The sequence below is a fragment of the Nocardia sp. NBC_01388 genome (genome assembly GCF_045040085.1).
Lineage (GTDB): Bacteria > Actinomycetota > Actinomycetes > Mycobacteriales > Mycobacteriaceae > Nocardia.
In genome coordinates this window covers 2,162,261-2,178,236 of sequence record NZ_CP109553.1, presented here as the reverse complement: position 1 = coordinate 2,178,236, position 15,976 = coordinate 2,162,261, and the positions used below count along the sequence as shown (strand labels likewise).

Below are 15,976 nucleotides of genomic sequence, written 5' to 3'. Positions count from 1 at the left end.
CCTCTTTCACGAAAGCCAGGTAACCGCAATGCATCTGCGTCACGGCACCTTCTCGCACCTTCCGGATTTCACCGACGCCGATATCGCCGCTCAGGTGCGCTACGCACTGCTCAACAACTGGCCGGTCTCCATCGAATACTCCGACGATCCGCATCCTCGGAATATGTACTGGGAGATGTGGGGCCTGCCGCTGTTCGATCTCGATGAGCCCGACGGCGTGCTCGCCGAGATCAATGCCTGCCGGGCGACGTTCCCGCGCCACTACGTTCGCATCACCGCCTATGACGCGACGTACGGGCGGCAGACCACGGCGCTGAGCTTCCTCGTGCAGCGCCCGGCGGACGAGCCCGGATTCCGCCTCGACCGCACCGAGGGCGTCGACCGCACCCAGCGCTACGGCTTCCATCCCTACGCACTGGATGTTCGCCCCGGCGAACGCTACAGCGGCTGAACGGGTTTCGGCAGTGAGCACACAGCGCCCGGCAGCGCCCGGTGTCCGCGCACCTGCGGCCGGACACCAGGCGAACGGGTTTCAGATGCACCGGCCCGGGGCCACGAGCTCCGGTCCGGTGGCCGGGTCGGCCGGCGGTCCCGGACCGGAGGACACGGCGGCCGACCTCCTCGCCGCCGACGCCCTGCTGGATCTGTCCAGCGATGTCGCGGGCAAGGATGTCGAGGACACCCTCAGCAGGCTCGATGCCGAGCTGGTGGGATTGGCGAACGTCAAACGCCGGGTGCGGGAGATCGCATCCCTGCTGCTCATCGATCGCGCCCGGGAACGTTTCGGCCTGCAGGCCACCCGGCCGACCATGCATATGAGCTTCACGGGCGGGCCCGGCACCGGGAAGACCACGGTCGCCCTGCGCATGGCCGAGATGCTGCACGCGCTCGGCTATATCCGTAAACCCAAGGTGCACACCGTGACCCGCGACGATCTGGTCGGCCAGTTCATCGGCCACACCGCGCCGAAGACCAAGGAGGCCCTCGCCAAAGCCGCCGGGGGCGTCCTGTTCATCGATGAGGCCTACTACCTGTTCCGGCCGGAGAACGAGCGGGACTACGGGCAGGAGGTCATCGAAATCCTGCTGCAGGAGATGGAGAACGAGCGCACCAGCATGGTGGTGATCGTCGCCGGCTATCCGGACCGCATGGAGACGTTCTTCTCCGCGAACCCGGGCCTGTCCTCACGGGTGGCGCATCACATCGAGTTCCCCGACTACACCCACGACGAACTCCTGGCCATCTCCCAACTCATGGTGGCCCAGGAGAACTTCTCCTTCGATGATGCTGCCACGCAGGCGTTTTCACGCTACCTCGAACTGCGTATGACCCGGCCCCGCTTCGCCAATGCCCGCAGCGTGCGCAATGCCCTCGAACGCTGCCGCCTGCGCCAGGCCAAACGCCTCGTCGAATTGCACCGGCCGCTGAGCCGCACCGATCTGATCACGCTGACCGACAACGACGTCTACGGCAGCAGCGTGTTCGCGGACGCCCCCACAGCGGAGGTGTCAGCCCAGTGAGGAATTGACGCCATCCCCTCGAGGATGAGGGAACTTCCAGCTCTCGCGAACTGGGCTTTCTGCTTCATCGACGACTGCCCGCACGGAGTGCTCCGTTGAGGTCTAACACCATCTCCACAGACTGTTGCCGCCCGCCCGGCGGCCAGGATGTTCTTTGCGGCGTTGATATCCCGATCGTGGGACACGCCGCAGTCACCGCATGTCCAGGTTCGGATCTGCAGCGGCATCGATTCAGCGAGCGCACCACACTCGGAGCACAACTTCGACGATGGAAACCACCGGTCGACCACGATAACTTCGCGTCCGTACCACGCACCCTTGTACTCCAGCATCGCCCGAAATTCACCCCATCCCGCATCCGAGATTGCGCGGGCGAGCTTCCGATTCTTCACCATGTTGCAGACCGGCAAGTCCTCGACTACGAGCGTTTGGTTCTCACGTACGAGCCGAGTGGACAATTCGTGCAGATGCGCGCGCCGACGATCTGCGATACGTGCATGGATGCGGGCAACCTTGCGGCGAGCCTTGTTTCGATTTGCCGAGGCGGGCGCCTTTCGAGACAAGGCTCGCTGCGCCTTGACGAGTCGCGCACGATGGTGGGTTCCGTGGCGCGGGTTGGGGATCTTCTCGCCGCTCGAAAGTGTCAGCAACGCATCCAGTCCCATGTCGATCCCGACTTCGCCGCTGACAACCGGCAGCGGCTGAACGCGTGCGTCCTCGCACAACAGCGAGACAAACCAGCGTCCCGCACCATCTTGGGACACTGTCACAGTGGAGGGTTCAACTCCGTCGGGAAGTGGACGCGACCACACGATGTTCAGCGGGTCGGCCATTTTTGCGAGGGTCAGCTCGCCATGCTTCCATCGGAAACCACTGCGGGTGTACTCCGCTGCGGCACGAGACCGCTTGCGCGACTTGAATCTCGGATAGCCGGACCGTTTGCCCCAGAACCTCGTGAAAGCGGATTGCAGGTGCCGGAGCACCTGCTGCAGCGGTACCGACGACACGTCGTTGAGAAAACTGAATTCCTCGGTCTTCTTCCAAGCAGTAAGCATCGCCGACGTGTCGCTATAGGTGACCCGCTCACCGCGTCCTTCCCACGCCTCGGTCCGCGCCGCCAGAGCCAAGTTGTATACCTTCCGAACACATCCGAAGGTTTGGGCCAGCTCAGCTGCTTGCTGTGGCGTTGGATAGCAGCGGTACCGAAATGCTCGCTTGACAGCAGTGGAAGGCACGCCAGCGAAAGTAGCACATACGTTCGAACTGGATCCTCGTTTTGCGTAACGCATCTTTCGTGGCCCACCCCGCAGCGGGCCTTCCCTGGAATAGTTGATTAGAGGCGCGATGCCCGAAGGTATGAAGACACTCACCCGCTACACCATCGAGCAGGAGCATCGGCATCCCGGATCCTCCGGGGAGTTCTCGGCGCTGCTGAATGTGCTGGCCACGGCCACCAAAATCATTGCCAATCAGGTGATGCGGGGTGCGGTCGTGGGCTCGCTCGGCTCGTATGACGCCGATAATCTGCCGGTGACGGTGCATCGGAGGATGGATGCCATCGCACACGACATCATGGTGTCGGAAAGTCAGTGGAGTGGGCCGCTGTCGGCGCTGGTGTCCGAGCAGATGAGCGGATTCCATGCCGCGCCCGCGGAGGTCCGGCGGGGGAAGTATCTGCTGGCCTTCGATCCGCTGGACGGGTCCAGCAATATCGATGTGAACCTGCCGGTGGGAACGATATTCAGTGTGCTGCGGGCGCCGGAGGACGGGCGGGCGGCCGCGGCGGAGGACTTCCTGCAACCGGGCGTGCAGCAGGTGTGCGCGGGATTCACGCTGTACGGTCCGGCGACCATGCTGGTGCTCACCACCGGGAACGGAGTGGACGGGTTCACCTTGGATCGGGAGGTCGGGGCCTTCGTGCTCACCCATCCGCGCATGCGAATCCCGGACGACACTTCGGGTTTCGCGATCAATGCCGCCAATGAGCGGTTCTGGGAACGCCCGGTGCGCCGCTATGTGCACGAGGCGCTACAGGGCGTCGAAGGCCCGCGCGGGCGGGATTTCAATATGCGCTGGGTGGCCTCCCTGGTGGCCGATACCTTCCACATCCTCACTCGCGGTGGGCTTTACATGTATCCGCGCGACACCCGGCATCCGGCTCGCCCCGGCCGGGTGTCACTGCTCTACGGCGCCAACCCAATCGCCTTCATCGTCGAACAGGCCGGCGGGGCCGCCACCACCGGACACGAACGGGTACTGCAGGTGCAGCCGGGGGAGCTGCACCAGCGGATCCCGTTCATCTTCGGCTCGCGCAACGAGGTCGAGCGCATCGAGCGCTATCACACCGAACCGGACGAGGGTCCCATTTTCGACGCCTCACTGTTCGGCAGTCGCTCGCTGTTCCGCTCGGCGGGGCGCTGATCCGGCGCGAAATCCGCTGTCCGGCAATCGAGGAGGTGCCATGTCGGTCAAACATCCCGTCGTCGCGATCACCGGATCTTCCGGTGCGGGGACAACCAGCGTCACGCGGACCTTTCAGGAGATATTCCGCCGCGAGGGCATCAATGCGGCCATCGTAGAAGGGGATTCGTTCCACCGGTTCGACCGCAATGCCATGCAGCTGGCCATGGCGGAGGCGGAGCAGACCAACAATTCGCAGTTCTCGCACTTCGGGCCGGAGGCGAACCTGCTCGGCGAGCTCGAAACGCTCTTCCGCGACTACGGGGAGACCGGAGTCGGGCCGGTGCGCCGGTATCTGCACGACGATGCCGAGGCCAAACCCTATGGGCAGCCGCCGGGGACATTCACACCGTGGGAGGAGCTGCCGCCGGGCAGTGATCTGCTGTTCTACGAGGGATTGCACGGTGCGGCCGTCACCGAGGGCATCGATGTCGGCCAGTACACCGATCTGCTGGTCGGTGTGGTGCCCATTATCAATCTGGAGTGGATTCAGAAGGTGCACCGGGACAAGACCGAACGCGGCTACTCCAGCGAGGCGATCATCGACACCATCCTGCGCCGCATGCCCGACTACGTGAATCACATTTGCCCGCAGTTCTCCCGGACCTATGTAAACTTCCAGCGAGTGCCGACGGTGGACACCTCGAATCCGTTCACCACCCGCAGCATCCCGACCGCGGACGAGAGTTTCGTGGTGATCCGCTTCGCCGATCCCAAGGTGATCGATTTTCCGTATCTGCTGTCGATGCTGCACGACTCGTTCATGTCGCGGCCCAACAGCGTGGTCGTGCCGGGCGGGAAGATGGATCTGGCCATGCAGCTCATCTTCACCCCGCTGATCCTCCGGCTGATGGACAAGCGGCCCAAACGCCTTCGCTGACAATGCTTCCGCCGAACGAAAACCGGCGGCCGCCCCGCAGGGACAGCCGCCGGAAAGGAAAGCGGAACTCAGAAAGCGCTCGGAAGCCTGCCCGCGCCGCTCTTCACCTGGAAGGCGGAGATCATCTCGAAGATTCCGATGAAGATCAACCACCAGCCGGCCACCAGCGTCAGGGCGACGATGGAGGTGAACGGCGCCGCGATCAGCCAGCCGCCACCGATGACCAGCACGATGCCGAAGAAGATCGCCCAGCCGCGGCCCGGCATGCCGTCGAGCGAGAGCCCGGTGATCAGCGTGCTCACGCCGCGGAAGATCCAGCTGATGCCGATCCAGATGGCAAGCAGCAGAACCGCTGTCGCCTCACCCTTGTCGCGCCAATTATGGAAGCACAGGAAACCCAGGATGAGCGACAGAATTGCGCTGATAAAGCCCAGGATCCGCATTCCCGCGCTGAGGTGGACAGCGAATGCGGCAATGAGCTGGAAGAAACCGGATACGACAAGATAGATGCCGAAAAGAATGCCCGCGACGACAATCGTCTTACCGGGCCAGGCGAGGATCAGGATGCCCAGTACCACCGAGAGGAGGCCGGTCACCAGGATCGACTGCCACGCACTTCGGGCCAGAGCGTGGACCGGCCCTTCGGAAACTTCCTCTTTGGTTGTCATGCTCGAGAGGATATGCCCAGTTCGGGCGATTTGCGGTGTATTTGCTCGGTGTGGTGCACGGTTGTGATGGTCACGCCACGCCGTCGCCTCGGCGTTTCGGCTTGTGGTGCACCCAGCGCGGATCGGCCCACCACGTATAGGCCGCGACGATGGCCGATCCCGCCAACGCGGCGTCGAGCATGTTCGCACCGTCGACCACAAGGCTGACCAGTCCACCGATGAGCGCGCCGAGTGCGAACGAGGCGTATTGCACGCCGTAACCGAGCCAGTCGCGCACATTCCCACCACCGGCCACATGGCGTTCGACACCCTGTGCGAATTTCACCAGCGTGCCCGTCACGTAACTGACCGGAATTGACACCTCACCGTTCTTCACGAACGAGGTATTCAACGCGCCCATACCGAAGGCCACGAACACGATCTGTATCAGTCCGATTCCTCGTTCACCCAGAATATCGTCGACCACGTCCGCGCCGAGTAGGGCGAAAGTCGTCAACGTGGTCGCGCCGTGCGGATGATTGCTCCACCAGAATCGGCGAAACAGCGAGGCGATGAAAACGCCCAGCAGGAACGAGAAGATGAGCAGGGCAGCGCCACCGGCAAGAGTGTGATCGCCGGCGAAATTGCCGAGCACGGCACGCTCGGTATTACCCGTCATGAAGGTGACGAAATACCCGGCGGAATGGGTGTAGGCGGCCGCGCCGATATAGCCGGCCAGGATCGACAGGACCGAGGACAGGCGTGTCTCCAGATCCCAGAAGGGGCTGGGCGAGACATCCTCGAGGGGGGTCATGGCAACAGGCTAGCAACCGAATTGGGACTACCGGGGGAGGTGAATCCGGACCTTGAAACGCGGCCCCCGCACGGCTTCACGAGGGTGCGGTACAGTACTGATGTTAACCGGAATTCACATCCGGTTGGGCAGGCACGAACAAGGAGAAGCCATGACCTCCGCCGTCATCGTAGACGTCGTCCGCACCCCATCGGGTAAGGGGAAATCCGGTGGTGGACTGTCGGAAGTACATCCCGCGACACTGCTCTCGGGGGTGCTGGAAGCGCTCGTCGACCGGACCGGCATCGACCCTGCGCTCGTCGATGATGTGATCGGCGGTTGCGTGACGCAGAGCGGCGAGCAGGCGTTCAATATTTCGCGAACCGCAGTGCTCGCGGCAGGTTTTCCCGATGCGGTCCCCGCCACTACCGTGGACCGGCAGTGCGGATCCTCACAACAGGCCGCGCACTTCGCCGCCCAGGGCGTCATTGCCGGGGCCTATGACATCGCCATCGCCTGCGGCGTGGAATCCATGTCCCGGGTGCCGATGTTCTCCAATGCCCAGGGCAAGGACGCCAATCGCGGGCCTATCGCGCACCGCTACCCCGATGGTCTTGTGCAGCAGGGGATTGCGGCCGAAGTGATCTCCGCGCGCTGGAAGTTCGACCGCGCCGCACTCGACGAATTCGCGGCCCGCTCGCACCGGTTGGCCGCCGCGACTGCGGCATCCGGTGGTTTCGACAATGAAATCGTCCCCGCCGGAACTCTGACCGCCGACGAGACCATTCGACCCACCACCAGCGTCGAAGGCCTGGCCGGGCTGAAGCCCGCATTCGCGGATGCCGAGTTCAAAGCGCGCTTCCCCGACATCGACTGGTCCATCACGCCCGGCAACTCCTCACCGCTGAGCGACGGCGCGTCCGCGGCGCTGATCATGAGCGAGGAGAAGGCCGCACAGCTCGGCCTGAAGGCCCGCGCCCGCTTCCACTCCTTCTCGGTCGTCGGCGACGACCCGCTGCTCATGCTCACCGCCGTCATCCCCGCCACCCGCAAGGTCCTCGCCCGCGCCGGCCTGACCATCGACGATATCGACGCCTACGAGGTCAATGAAGCCTTCGCCCCGGTCCCGCTGGTCTGGGCGCACGAACTCGGCGCCGACCTCACCAAACTCAACCCCCGCGGCGGCGCCATCGCCCTCGGTCACCCGCTCGGCGCCTCCGGCGGCCGTATCCTCGCCACCATGCTCAACCACCTCGAGCAGACCGGAGGCCGCTACGGCCTCATGACCATGTGCGAAGCCGGCGGCCTCGCCAACGCCACCATCATCGAACGCCTCTGACGAATCCGAATCATGTGCGCCGCAAGAATATCCCTGCGGCGCACGCAGGCAGGCGCTACGGCGTCACCCGCCCGCGCTCTCTAACCGCCGGTCGGAAACCACTGCCATCCGGCGCCACCGTTGTCGATGCAAATCCAGCTCTGCCCGTCGGGAGACAAAATCTGTTCCTGATCGTTGGACGGACCACAAGGTTGCGATGGATAGGTGGCCTTGACGATATGAACGGCAGCCCGCTCGGGGACCGCCGCCGAAGCGGCCGCAGGCGCCGCCAAGACGACGGCCGCAAGACCGACTGCCGCGATCATCGGTCGGCTCACACCCCGGACAGCCGAAATCAGACGATTGCTCATAGAATTCCCTCCCGAAATTCGCAAGGCCCCAACGTCTTTCAGCCCTACCCCCTCGACTATGCCACGAACCCGGGCGCGGTGGCACGGCCGTCGACACCGTGGTTCCGCACCGACCGGGCTGTGGATTCGATTGCGGCCTGGCACGTTCGGTTTGACAGCGATGGTGGGCAAGCGACTCGCGGACACAGGGTTGCGTGGGTTGTCGGTGGGGAGTCGTAGCGCGGTCTCCGCGAAGTGAACGGTGGGGGTGGTGCCGGCGTGGTTGTGCGGGTTTCGTGGGATCAGGTGTTCGCCTGGCGAATGGGGCGGCAGTTCGTTGATGCCCGGGGTGGTTCGGATGCAGTCGAGGTGGCCGCGCGGCCGACTCTGCTTTTCGTGCGCTTACGTTGAGCGTCGGGCTGCTTCCCCCGACTACTCGGCCCTGGCCGGCAGCAGATCCGCAGACCGGGCCCCCGGCCCCAGGATCGGCTGAATATCGCGGCCGTGCAGCTGCTCGCCGCAGTCCGAGCACACCGGCCGCACCGTCATGGTGTGGCCGCACGCCTTGTGCACGGCCTCGATCGGCGGGCCGTCGGGGGCGGCCCAGGTGTCGCCCCACTGGCGCATGGCATTGACCACCGTCCAGAGTGAGCGCCCCTTTTCGGTGAGTTTGTAGTCGTAGCGGACCGGGTTGTCCTGGTAGGGCACTCTGTCCATGATTCCTTGGGCCACAAGGTATTCCAGGCGCTGGGTGAGTACGTTCCGGGCGATGCCCAGGCGCGAGCGGAAGTCGTCGAAGCGGGTGATGCCGAATAGCGCGTCTCGGATGATCAGGAGCGTCCACCATTCGCCCACGGCCTCCAGGCACTGGGCGATGGAGCAGTTCATGTCCTCGAAGCTCGTACGGCGCATGAGTCGAGCATAGTCGGTTGCTTCATAGAACTCACTGCTCTATCGTCCGTCTCATGATGCAACTCACTAATTGTGTGGGTGGCCGGCTGATGAGGGAGAGCTCGTGAACAGCGTTGTGGTGCGGAAGGAGCAGCGAGCCGTCGACTCGCGGGTGGTGCTCGGCATTGTCGCCGTCGGCGTGCTGCTGTCGAGCCTGGATCTGTTCATCGTGAATGTGGCGCTGCCGGAGATTGCGGCGGACTTCACCGGATCGAAGATCTCCGGGCTGTCGTGGGTGCTCAATGCGTACGCGATCGTGTTCGCGGCGCTGCTGGTGCCCGCGGGGCGACTGGGTGATCGCAGCGGAAACCGCCGCACCTTCCTGATTGGACTCGCGGTCTTCATTGTCGGATCGGCGCTGTGCGCGGTGTCGTGGGATGTGGGTGCGCTGGTGGCATTTCGCGTGCTCCAGGCGGTGGGCGGGGCCATGCTGATCCCGGCTTCACTGGGGCTGGTGCTGGCGGCGACGCCGCCGGAGCGGCGGGCCATGGCGGTGCGACTGTGGGTCGCGTTCGGTGGGCTCGGTGCGGCACTGGGACCGGTATTCGGCGGTCTGCTCGTCGAAATCGATTGGCGCTGGGTGTTTCTGGTGAATGTGCCGATCGGCTTGATCGCGCTGGTGATCGGCTTGCGGCTGCTGCCCGATCCGAGCGGTGACGGCGGCAGCCTGCCGGACGGCTTCGGCGCTCTCATGCTCGTGGGCTCGGTCGCGACATTCATTCTGGCGCTGGTGAAGGGTGAGGATTGGGGCTGGAGCTCCGCCCGCGTGATCGGCGGGTTCGCTGCCGCGGTGTGCTTCGCGATCGCCTTCGTGTGGTCCTCGCGCCGTCATCACAGCCCGGTGGTCGATCCGGCACTGCTGAAATTGCCGAATTTCGCTCTCATGCTGGCCAATTCGCTGCTGTTCAATATCGCGTTCGCGGGCATGCTGCTCTCGGTGGTGCTGTGGGCGCAGAACGTGTGGGGGTGGTCGGCGCTGCAGACCGGTCTGGCGATCGCACCGGGGCCACTGGTCGTTCCGTTCGTCGCGGTGCTGGCCGGACGGGTCATCGCCACATTGGGTGCGGGACTGGTGATCGCGCTCGGCGGCGTGTTGTTCGCGGCCGGAATCCTCTGGTGGACGGCAAGTATCACGCTGCAGCCGAACTACGCCGGTGGGCTGCTCGGCGGCATGCTGCTGACCGGACTCGGCGTCGGACTCACCATGCCGACCAGTTTCGCGGCCGGCACCGCCGGGCTGCCGCCGCAGCGTTTCGCCACCGGATCGGCGGTGCTGAGCATGGCCAAGCAGATCGGATTGGCTGTCGGCGTGGCAATACTGGTCGCGGTGCTCGGCACGCCGATCGGGCCCGATGCGACGCTCACGGCATTCCAGCACGGCTGGTACGTCATTGCCGGTGCGGCGGTGGCGGCCGGTGTGATCGGGCCGGCGGCCCGGCTGCCGCGCCCGGCCGGTGCCCAGGCCGAGTAATCGACGGTGCGCCGGTGTCGGTATCCCGGAGTGGGACACCGACACCGGCGCGCATCAGACTGCAGGCGGGGTTGGCACCAGGATTCTCAGGGCCGGACTCAGGGGTTGTCCCGATAGTCGGCGGACCCGGGTCTGCATACGGTCGATACATGCGAATTGCGCCGACGGTGACAGTGCTGGGCTTGCTTGCGGTGGCGGGATGCTCGTCCGTGAACTCCGACAACTCACCCAAAATGGTGACGAGTACACCGGTCGCCGTGTCCGCCCACCGGGTCGACCAAGTGCGCGCCGATATCGACGCCATTGTGCGATCCGGAGTCCCCGGGGTGATCGCCACCCTCACCGGCTGACCGATACCTACCTGCCCGCCACCGGTGACACCGGCCTCCGCGGCCCGCACCCGCACGGATACGGGACCGTCAACGGCATCGTCACCGACGAGACCCGGTCCGAGCCGTCCATTCCGTGGACGGCGGGCGCACTGATCTCCACCGGCTCCGACCTCAATCGTTTCTATTTGACTCTGCTCGCGGGGCAGATCGTCGCAGCCCCGCAGCTGAAGGAGATGCTGTCGGGCGCGCCGATGCCGGGTGGCCCCTTCTACTACGGACTGGGCATCGGAAACACCGAACTCTCTTGCGGCGCAGAGTACTTCGGCCATACCGGCGGTGTAGCCGGCTATGTCACCATTACCGGAGACACCCGGGAAGGCCGCGCCGTGACGATCGCAATGACGTCATCTCCCGACCCGGCGCCGGACTCCATGGCCCTGCTGAGCCACGCTCTCTGCCCCTAGGTGCGGCGGTGGAGCTCAGCGGCGAGGGTGAGGAGTTCGGGCATATGCGCGCCGTCCGTCGCCGCGAGGTCGACAGCCTCCGCCAACGAGAGGGCGCGGACCTCCAGAATCTGTTCCGCGTCAACAGGATTGGCGGGGGAGCCGGTGAGAACGACATCGGCGGTGCACCAGAGCCAGGCTTTGCGCGGGTGCGGCTGCCAGGGCCGGTACGGCGCGGGGCGGTCGGTCACGGCATGGTGCGCGCCGATCCACTGCATCGGGCCGGCCAGTTCGGCCCCGGCTTCTTCTCGCAGCTCCCGGATGACGCACTCCAGCACCGACTCCGACGCCTCGCGCGTGCCTCCCGGCACTATCCACACATCCCGATCGTCCCGGCACAGCACGATCCGATCCCCGACAAAACAGATGACATGAATATTGGTCACCAACTCATCCGCCGGCAATTCGGTCGAGAACTGGACGTCCAGCCCGCCCCATTCCCATCGGGCAGGCGTGTGCAGCAGCGGATATCGATCGGCAAGCGTCATGCCTCGACCGTAGCCGGAGTCCGCAACCGGAACGTGTTTCAGTATTGTTCCCCCATGGCCTTCGTGATCGACAACAGCGTGGAGATCGACGCACCCGCCGAGCTGGTTTGGCAGGTGCTCACCGACGTGGACAAATACGGCGAATGGAACCCCTTCGTTCCCTCCTGCCAAACCACCCTCGAACCCGGCACCCCCATCGACATGCAGGTGCGCTTGGGCGGGAAGAACCCGCGCAAGCAGCGGGAATTCATCTACTCGCACACCCCGGGCAAGGAATTCAGCTACCGGATGAAGCCGGTCCCGGGCCTGCTGCGCAGTCAGCGCCAGCACATCCTGACTCCGCTGGAGGACGGTCGCACCCTGTACGAATCGCACTTCTATATCGCGGGCCCCCTGAACCCGCTCGTCGGCGGATTGTTCGGCGGCGCCATGCGCAAGGGATTCGACGGGATGACCGGCGGACTAAAGAAACGTGCGGAATCCCTGAACGCGGTGCGCGACTAGCTTATTCGCAGGCTACGCCGTCGCCGTTGCCGTCCAGTTGAAGTCGGTAACCCGGATCGTTGCGGCGTAGCGGGGCTTCACCGGCGGCCCGTACCTCGTCACAGGTTTTGAAATAGACCGTGACGGTGCTGGTCGCCGGGGCGGCGGGAGTGGTTGCGCCGCAGGAGGAGAGCACTTTTGCCATGGCGTCGTGCTCGGGGCGGGTTATCCAGAGGCTGTAGACGGTTTTGACCTGGATCTGGCGGGCGACGTAGGTGCACTGGTAGTCCTTGCGGGGCGGGAGCCATTCCGCGGCATCGGAATCGCCCTTGCCCTGGTTGGTCGGGCCGTCGACGGCCTGGAGGTTGCGCGGGTCGTTGGCGAGGTTGCGGCGCTGTTCGGGGGAGAGTTGCTGAGCGCCGGTCATCCAGGCATTGCTCAGTGCCACAATGTGATCGATCTGGACGGCGGAGCTGGTGTCGCGGCCCTGTGTGAAGACGATGGTCTTGCCGGTGTAGACATCGGCCAGGGTGCCGGAGACGACCTTGCATTTCTCCTTGGGATCCACCGCCGGGGTCCGCAGATCCCGCTGCAGGATGTCATTGCGGGTGTCGCACCCATTGTGACCACCCGAGACGGCGACATCGTGGCTCCAGGCCAGGCCGAACTGCTCGCGGCTGTAATCCGTTTTGGGAGCGCGGTTCTGGACCGGGAGGCGCTCCAGCAGCGACCGCGCCTGCATCACCTCATCGGTGGGCGGAGTCCTGGGGCCCGGCCTGTTCGTCAGCACCAGGGCGATGACGGTGACCAGTAGTAGCCCGGCAATAGCGAGGGGCAGCAACAACTTCCGGACGCGCGATGGCTTTTTCTGCAACATGTCCGGAACACCGTGCCAATCCGGCGCCCGAAACAGCAAGTCGCACGGCGTGTTCGGAGACCGGTGTCACAGCCTCGGCGAACGAGGGTGGCGCTCTCGGCTCGAGCCGAGAGCGCCACTGCGGTCAAAGAACGTGCGAGGAGGAAACCGGCCCGCTCATCGGGGCGGCCTTACCGCTACCAGCGGTCGCGGCAGTGATCGGCGTCCGGATGACCCCACTGATCGTGTTCGTCGTTATGCCAATTGCCCTGCCTGTCGCAGTGCCAGTCGTAATCGCCGCGGGGTGCGCGAGGGTCGTGGAAGTCGGGATGATCGTTGCCGCCCCATTCCGGCGGACTCCCGGGATTGCAGCCGGACATACATGGTGGCTGCTGATGCATCGGGACAACCGTATCGGCGCTCGACGTCCCCGCGAGTGGGGCGGCGAACAACGCGCCTACCGCCGCGACGGCGAATACGCGACCGATTATCTTGCGTTTCATCGTGATTCCTTTCCAGTCGTTTGACCAGCAACGATCTACCCGACCGTCCCGCCATCGTATTTACCCGCTGAATAACAACAGGGTCATTCTCTGGCGGTTCGAAGAAAACTCACAACTGAAGAGCGAGACGCACAGAAAGAATAGAAGCTGCTTCTAATCTTTTGTCCAGAATTGCCGAAACAGCAACCACGGCCCGGTTCGGCTGAGTATTCGCTGTGAAATGCGGCGCTGCACAATGCCTAACGCTGCGAGCGGCAGCAACCACAGCGGGAACAATCCCACCCCCAGAGCGGCATGCACCACCCAGGCGCCCGCCAATGACGGACCGCCCCATGAGTTTTCGAGATCATCCCCGGCGAGCAGCGGATAGAACGCGCCGCGCACCAGTGCGACGACGGCCAGAAGCACCGCGAACCAGGAGAGCAGGCCGATCACCGCGGCGAGCAGCGAATGCACGGCAGTCCGCCACGGGCTGGGAGCGCGCAGCTCGAACGATTCCCGGAACACCCGCCGGGTCACTCGGGCTCGAACCCCGGTGGAGGCGAACGCGATCGGAAGCGAGAGCACCGCGTAATACGCTGCCCGCAGTATCCGTTCACGCTTCGACATGGGCACCACGGTAGCGGCGGCCGGATCCGGAACCGCGCATAGAAACGGCCGGACCTGATCGCATGCCCATTAACCTGCGCAAAGACGAATCGCCGCAACGACATTGCTGTCGGCGCGGCGATTCGGGGGAGTGCGTATTACGCGTTGTTCAGCTTGTTCAGTCGCTCGCACGCCTCGAGGTATTCGGCGATCAGGCGCTGCACGACATCGGCGGAACGCTCGATCTTGTTCATCTGGCCGACAACCTGGCCGACCGGGTTGAAGTTCACGTCCTTGGCGGCCTCGGGGTAGCGGTGGCCACGCTTGACGCCGTCGAGGGCGACCATCATCTGCAGCGGCATGCCCAGCGGGTTCGGGGTGTCCTCCCGCTCCCACGCCTCGGTCCAGTCGTTCTTGAGCATGCGGGCGGGCTTTCCGGTCCAGGACCGCGACCGCACGGTGTCACTGCTGGTGGCGTCGAGGTAGCTCTGCATCTGCGCGGGCGGCACATTGGCCTCCTCGACGGTCAGCCACAGCGAACCGGTCCACGCGCCCGCCGCACCCATGGCCAGCGCGGCGGCGACCTGACGGCCGTTGCCGATGCCACCGGCCGCGAGCGCCGGCAGATCGCCGATCGCGTCGATGACCTGCGGCCACAGCACCAGCGAGGCGATCTCGCCGCAGTGTCCGCCGCCCTCGGTGCCCTGCATGACGACGAAGTCGAGCCCGGCTTCCTTGTGCTTGAGCGCGTGCTTGACCGAACCGCACAGCGCGCCGATCAGGCGGCCGGAGTCCTGGATCTGCTTGATCACGTCATCCGGCGGGGTGCCCAGTGCGTTGGCGACCAGCTTTGCCTTGGGGTGCTCGAGAATGACCTCGATCTGCGGGGCGACCGTGGTGGCGGTCCAGCCCAGCAGCTGATTGTGCCGTTCGCCCTCGGGCAGATGCGGGACGTGATGGTCCTCGAGGATCTTCTCGGCGAAATCGCGGTGGCCCTGCGGAACCATTTCGGCCAGTTTGGCTTCCAGCTCCGCGGGGCTCAGGCCATCGGCGCCCTTGCCCTCGTACTTCGAGGGGATGACCAGGTCGACGCCGTAGACGCCCTGTACATGCTCGTCCAGCCAGGCGAGCTCGACCTCGAGTTCCGCAGCGGTGAACCCGACCGCACCGAGTACGCCGATGCCGCCGGCATTGCTGACCGCGGCAGCCACATCGCGGCAATGGGTGAAGGCGAAGATGGGGACATCGATGCCCAGGCGATCACAGATCTCGGTACGCATGTGGGTGGGGCTCCTCTAACTTCCCGGCACTGGAATGTTCTGCCCATCACACTAGAACATGTTCCATATTCAGACCAGTCTGTCGAAGACCGGCGGCAGGAACATGCCACCAGCTTGTTCTAGTTGCCGCGAACATGCAGTCAGCGGATCAGCAGGCCGTCCGCACGCAGATCGTCGAACAGCAACTGGTCCACCGGAGGTACGTGCGGCCGATCCGCATAGGTGAACCAGGCCATCTCCTCTATCTCACTGCTGACGGACAGGGTGCCGACATAGTCCGCCGTGTAGCAGGCCATCCGCACCACCGCACCGGGGATCTCGGCCTCGTACGTGCCGACGTGCGCGACCGACTCCGGCGCCAGGGCAACGGTCAACTCCTCGTGGATCTCTCGCACGAGGGTCTGCAGATCCGTCTCCGCGCCTTCCCTTTTGCCGCCGGGGATATAGAAGACGTCCTTGCCCCGCGGCCGAGCGCACAGGATCCGCCCGCTCTCGATGCGCACCCACGCCACCGTGTCGATCAGTCGCTGCTCCGTCTGCATCCCCGCAGCCT

General features: G+C 64.8%; 20 protein-coding genes. 9 read left to right on the top strand and 11 right to left on the bottom strand.

Translation table 11 applies throughout. The annotated features are described in order from the left end of the window. The first annotated feature begins 28 nt into the window (after positions 1-28). Together OG716_RS10175 and OG716_RS10170 are read left to right on the top strand one after the other, a co-directional pair. Entirely contained in the window at positions 29-451 is a 423-nt protein-coding gene (locus OG716_RS10175; protein WP_405137382.1) for a ribulose bisphosphate carboxylase small subunit, read from the top strand. A gap of 13 nt (positions 452-464) precedes the next feature. Further along, complete coding sequence (locus OG716_RS10170) at positions 465-1,520, top strand: AAA family ATPase (protein ID WP_405137381.1); 1,056 nt, start codon at positions 465-467, stop codon at positions 1,518-1,520. Here the strand turns inward: OG716_RS10170 and OG716_RS10165 are convergent. After that, on the bottom strand, positions 1,466-2,755 hold the full coding sequence (locus OG716_RS10165; protein WP_405137380.1) for an RNA-guided endonuclease InsQ/TnpB family protein: 1,290 nt from the start codon (positions 2,753-2,755) through the stop codon (positions 1,466-1,468). The two genes, OG716_RS10170 and OG716_RS10165, sit on opposite strands and share 55 nt — an antisense overlap. A gap of 121 nt (positions 2,756-2,876) precedes the next feature. Here OG716_RS10165 and OG716_RS10160 point away from each other — a divergent pair, with 121 nt between their 5' ends. Continuing rightward, entirely contained in the window at positions 2,877-3,941 is a 1,065-nt protein-coding gene (locus OG716_RS10160; RefSeq protein ID WP_405137379.1) for a class 1 fructose-bisphosphatase, read from the top strand. Positions 3,942-3,981: 40 nt separating this feature from the next. Next, positions 3,982-4,860: a phosphoribulokinase gene (locus OG716_RS10155; protein WP_297616995.1), complete on the top strand. Its 879-nt coding sequence runs from the start codon at positions 3,982-3,984 to the stop codon at positions 4,858-4,860. A 68-nt stretch (positions 4,861-4,928) separates the two neighbouring features. On the opposite strand, the gene OG716_RS10150 is transcribed toward OG716_RS10155, so the two are convergent. Continuing rightward, positions 4,929-5,528, bottom strand: a complete 600-nt coding sequence (locus OG716_RS10150) for an HdeD family acid-resistance protein (protein ID WP_405137378.1) — start codon at positions 5,526-5,528, stop codon at positions 4,929-4,931. Positions 5,529-5,598: 70 nt separating this feature from the next. Continuing rightward, on the bottom strand, positions 5,599-6,321 hold the full coding sequence (locus OG716_RS10145) for a YoaK family protein (protein WP_405137377.1): 723 nt from the start codon (positions 6,319-6,321) through the stop codon (positions 5,599-5,601). A 151-nt stretch (positions 6,322-6,472) separates the two neighbouring features. Between OG716_RS10145 and OG716_RS10140 the strand changes: the two genes are divergently transcribed. Further along, the gene (locus tag OG716_RS10140) at positions 6,473-7,639 is read left to right on the top strand and encodes a thiolase family protein (RefSeq protein WP_405137376.1); all 1,167 of its coding nucleotides are present in this window, start codon (positions 6,473-6,475) and stop codon (positions 7,637-7,639) included. Between the two features lie 80 nt (positions 7,640-7,719). Here the strand turns inward: OG716_RS10140 and OG716_RS10135 are convergent, their stop codons facing one another. Together OG716_RS10135 and OG716_RS10130 are read right to left on the bottom strand one after the other, a co-directional pair. Beyond that, positions 7,720-7,989: a hypothetical protein gene (locus OG716_RS10135; RefSeq protein ID WP_405137375.1), complete on the bottom strand. Its 270-nt coding sequence runs from the start codon at positions 7,987-7,989 to the stop codon at positions 7,720-7,722. A gap of 411 nt (positions 7,990-8,400) precedes the next feature. Next, on the bottom strand, positions 8,401-8,880 hold the full coding sequence (locus OG716_RS10130) for a winged helix-turn-helix transcriptional regulator (protein ID WP_405137374.1): 480 nt from the start codon (positions 8,878-8,880) through the stop codon (positions 8,401-8,403). Between the two features lie 103 nt (positions 8,881-8,983). Between OG716_RS10130 and OG716_RS10125 the strand changes: the two genes are divergently transcribed. The 3 genes from OG716_RS10125 (at position 8,984) to OG716_RS10115 (ending at position 11,186) form a co-directional block, all read left to right on the top strand. Next, complete coding sequence (locus OG716_RS10125; RefSeq protein WP_405137373.1) at positions 8,984-10,390, top strand: MFS transporter; 1,407 nt, start codon at positions 8,984-8,986, stop codon at positions 10,388-10,390. Between the two features lie 149 nt (positions 10,391-10,539). Next, positions 10,540-10,740, top strand: coding sequence for a hypothetical protein (locus OG716_RS10120; protein ID WP_405140308.1), 201 nt, complete (start codon positions 10,540-10,542; stop codon positions 10,738-10,740). Next, positions 10,701-11,186, top strand: a complete 486-nt coding sequence (locus OG716_RS10115) for a serine hydrolase (protein WP_405139621.1) — start codon at positions 10,701-10,703, stop codon at positions 11,184-11,186. The genes OG716_RS10120 and OG716_RS10115 overlap by 40 nt, the downstream gene beginning before the upstream one ends. Here the strand turns inward: OG716_RS10115 and OG716_RS10110 are convergent. Further along, positions 11,183-11,713, bottom strand: a complete 531-nt coding sequence (locus OG716_RS10110) for an NUDIX hydrolase (RefSeq protein WP_405137372.1) — start codon at positions 11,711-11,713, stop codon at positions 11,183-11,185. The two genes, OG716_RS10115 and OG716_RS10110, sit on opposite strands and share 4 nt — an antisense overlap. 54 nt (positions 11,714-11,767) lie before the next feature. On the opposite strand from OG716_RS10110, the gene OG716_RS10105 reads away from it, so the two are divergent. Beyond that, entirely contained in the window at positions 11,768-12,217 is a 450-nt protein-coding gene (locus tag OG716_RS10105; RefSeq protein WP_405137371.1) for an SRPBCC family protein, read from the top strand. Position 12,218: 1 nt separating this feature from the next. Here OG716_RS10105 and OG716_RS10100 read toward each other — a convergent pair whose 3' ends face one another. From OG716_RS10100 to OG716_RS10080, 5 genes are all read right to left on the bottom strand, one after another. Beyond that, entirely contained in the window at positions 12,219-13,073 is an 855-nt protein-coding gene (locus OG716_RS10100) for a DUF1524 domain-containing protein (protein ID WP_405137370.1), read from the bottom strand. Between the two features lie 176 nt (positions 13,074-13,249). After that, positions 13,250-13,555, bottom strand: coding sequence for a hypothetical protein (locus OG716_RS10095; RefSeq protein WP_405137369.1), 306 nt, complete (start codon positions 13,553-13,555; stop codon positions 13,250-13,252). Between the two features lie 153 nt (positions 13,556-13,708). Then, positions 13,709-14,164 (bottom strand): hypothetical protein, encoded by a 456-nt coding sequence (locus OG716_RS10090; RefSeq protein WP_405137368.1) that lies wholly within the window; start codon positions 14,162-14,164, stop codon positions 13,709-13,711. Positions 14,165-14,301: 137 nt separating this feature from the next. Further along, on the bottom strand, positions 14,302-15,423 hold the full coding sequence (locus tag OG716_RS10085) for a nitronate monooxygenase (protein WP_405137367.1): 1,122 nt from the start codon (positions 15,421-15,423) through the stop codon (positions 14,302-14,304). 140 nt (positions 15,424-15,563) lie between these two features. Next, the gene (locus tag OG716_RS10080) at positions 15,564-15,965 is read right to left on the bottom strand and encodes an NUDIX domain-containing protein (RefSeq protein ID WP_405137366.1); all 402 of its coding nucleotides are present in this window, start codon (positions 15,963-15,965) and stop codon (positions 15,564-15,566) included. Positions 15,966-15,976: the final 11 nt, after the last annotated feature.

What these genes read in the sequence shown, in the direction of transcription:
- OG716_RS10090 (WP_405137368.1), bottom strand. Translation starts at nt 14,164, where the DNA reads ATGTCGAAGCGTGAACGGATACTGCGGGCAGCGTATTACGCGGTGCTC.
- OG716_RS10140 (WP_405137376.1), top strand. Translation starts at nt 6,473, where the DNA reads ATGACCTCCGCCGTCATCGTAGACGTCGTCCGCACCCCATCGGGTAAG.
- OG716_RS10080 (WP_405137366.1), bottom strand. Translation starts at nt 15,965, where the DNA reads ATGCAGACGGAGCAGCGACTGATCGACACGGTGGCGTGGGTGCGCATC.
- OG716_RS10085 (WP_405137367.1), bottom strand. Translation starts at nt 15,423, where the DNA reads ATGCGTACCGAGATCTGTGATCGCCTGGGCATCGATGTCCCCATCTTC.
- OG716_RS10155 (WP_297616995.1), top strand. Translation starts at nt 3,982, where the DNA reads ATGTCGGTCAAACATCCCGTCGTCGCGATCACCGGATCTTCCGGTGCG.
- OG716_RS10105 (WP_405137371.1), top strand. Translation starts at nt 11,768, where the DNA reads ATGGCCTTCGTGATCGACAACAGCGTGGAGATCGACGCACCCGCCGAG.
- OG716_RS10150 (WP_405137378.1), bottom strand. Translation starts at nt 5,528, where the DNA reads ATGACAACCAAAGAGGAAGTTTCCGAAGGGCCGGTCCACGCTCTGGCC.
- OG716_RS10130 (WP_405137374.1), bottom strand. Translation starts at nt 8,880, where the DNA reads ATGCGCCGTACGAGCTTCGAGGACATGAACTGCTCCATCGCCCAGTGC.
- OG716_RS10120 (WP_405140308.1), top strand. Translation starts at nt 10,540, where the DNA reads ATGCGAATTGCGCCGACGGTGACAGTGCTGGGCTTGCTTGCGGTGGCG.
- OG716_RS10175 (WP_405137382.1), top strand. Translation starts at nt 29, where the DNA reads ATGCATCTGCGTCACGGCACCTTCTCGCACCTTCCGGATTTCACCGAC.
- OG716_RS10145 (WP_405137377.1), bottom strand. Translation starts at nt 6,321, where the DNA reads ATGACCCCCCTCGAGGATGTCTCGCCCAGCCCCTTCTGGGATCTGGAG.
- OG716_RS10160 (WP_405137379.1), top strand. Translation starts at nt 2,877, where the DNA reads ATGAAGACACTCACCCGCTACACCATCGAGCAGGAGCATCGGCATCCC.
- OG716_RS10135 (WP_405137375.1), bottom strand. Translation starts at nt 7,989, where the DNA reads ATGAGCAATCGTCTGATTTCGGCTGTCCGGGGTGTGAGCCGACCGATG.
- OG716_RS10110 (WP_405137372.1), bottom strand. Translation starts at nt 11,713, where the DNA reads ATGACGCTTGCCGATCGATATCCGCTGCTGCACACGCCTGCCCGATGG.
- OG716_RS10100 (WP_405137370.1), bottom strand. Translation starts at nt 13,073, where the DNA reads ATGTTGCAGAAAAAGCCATCGCGCGTCCGGAAGTTGTTGCTGCCCCTC.
- OG716_RS10095 (WP_405137369.1), bottom strand. Translation starts at nt 13,555, where the DNA reads ATGAAACGCAAGATAATCGGTCGCGTATTCGCCGTCGCGGCGGTAGGC.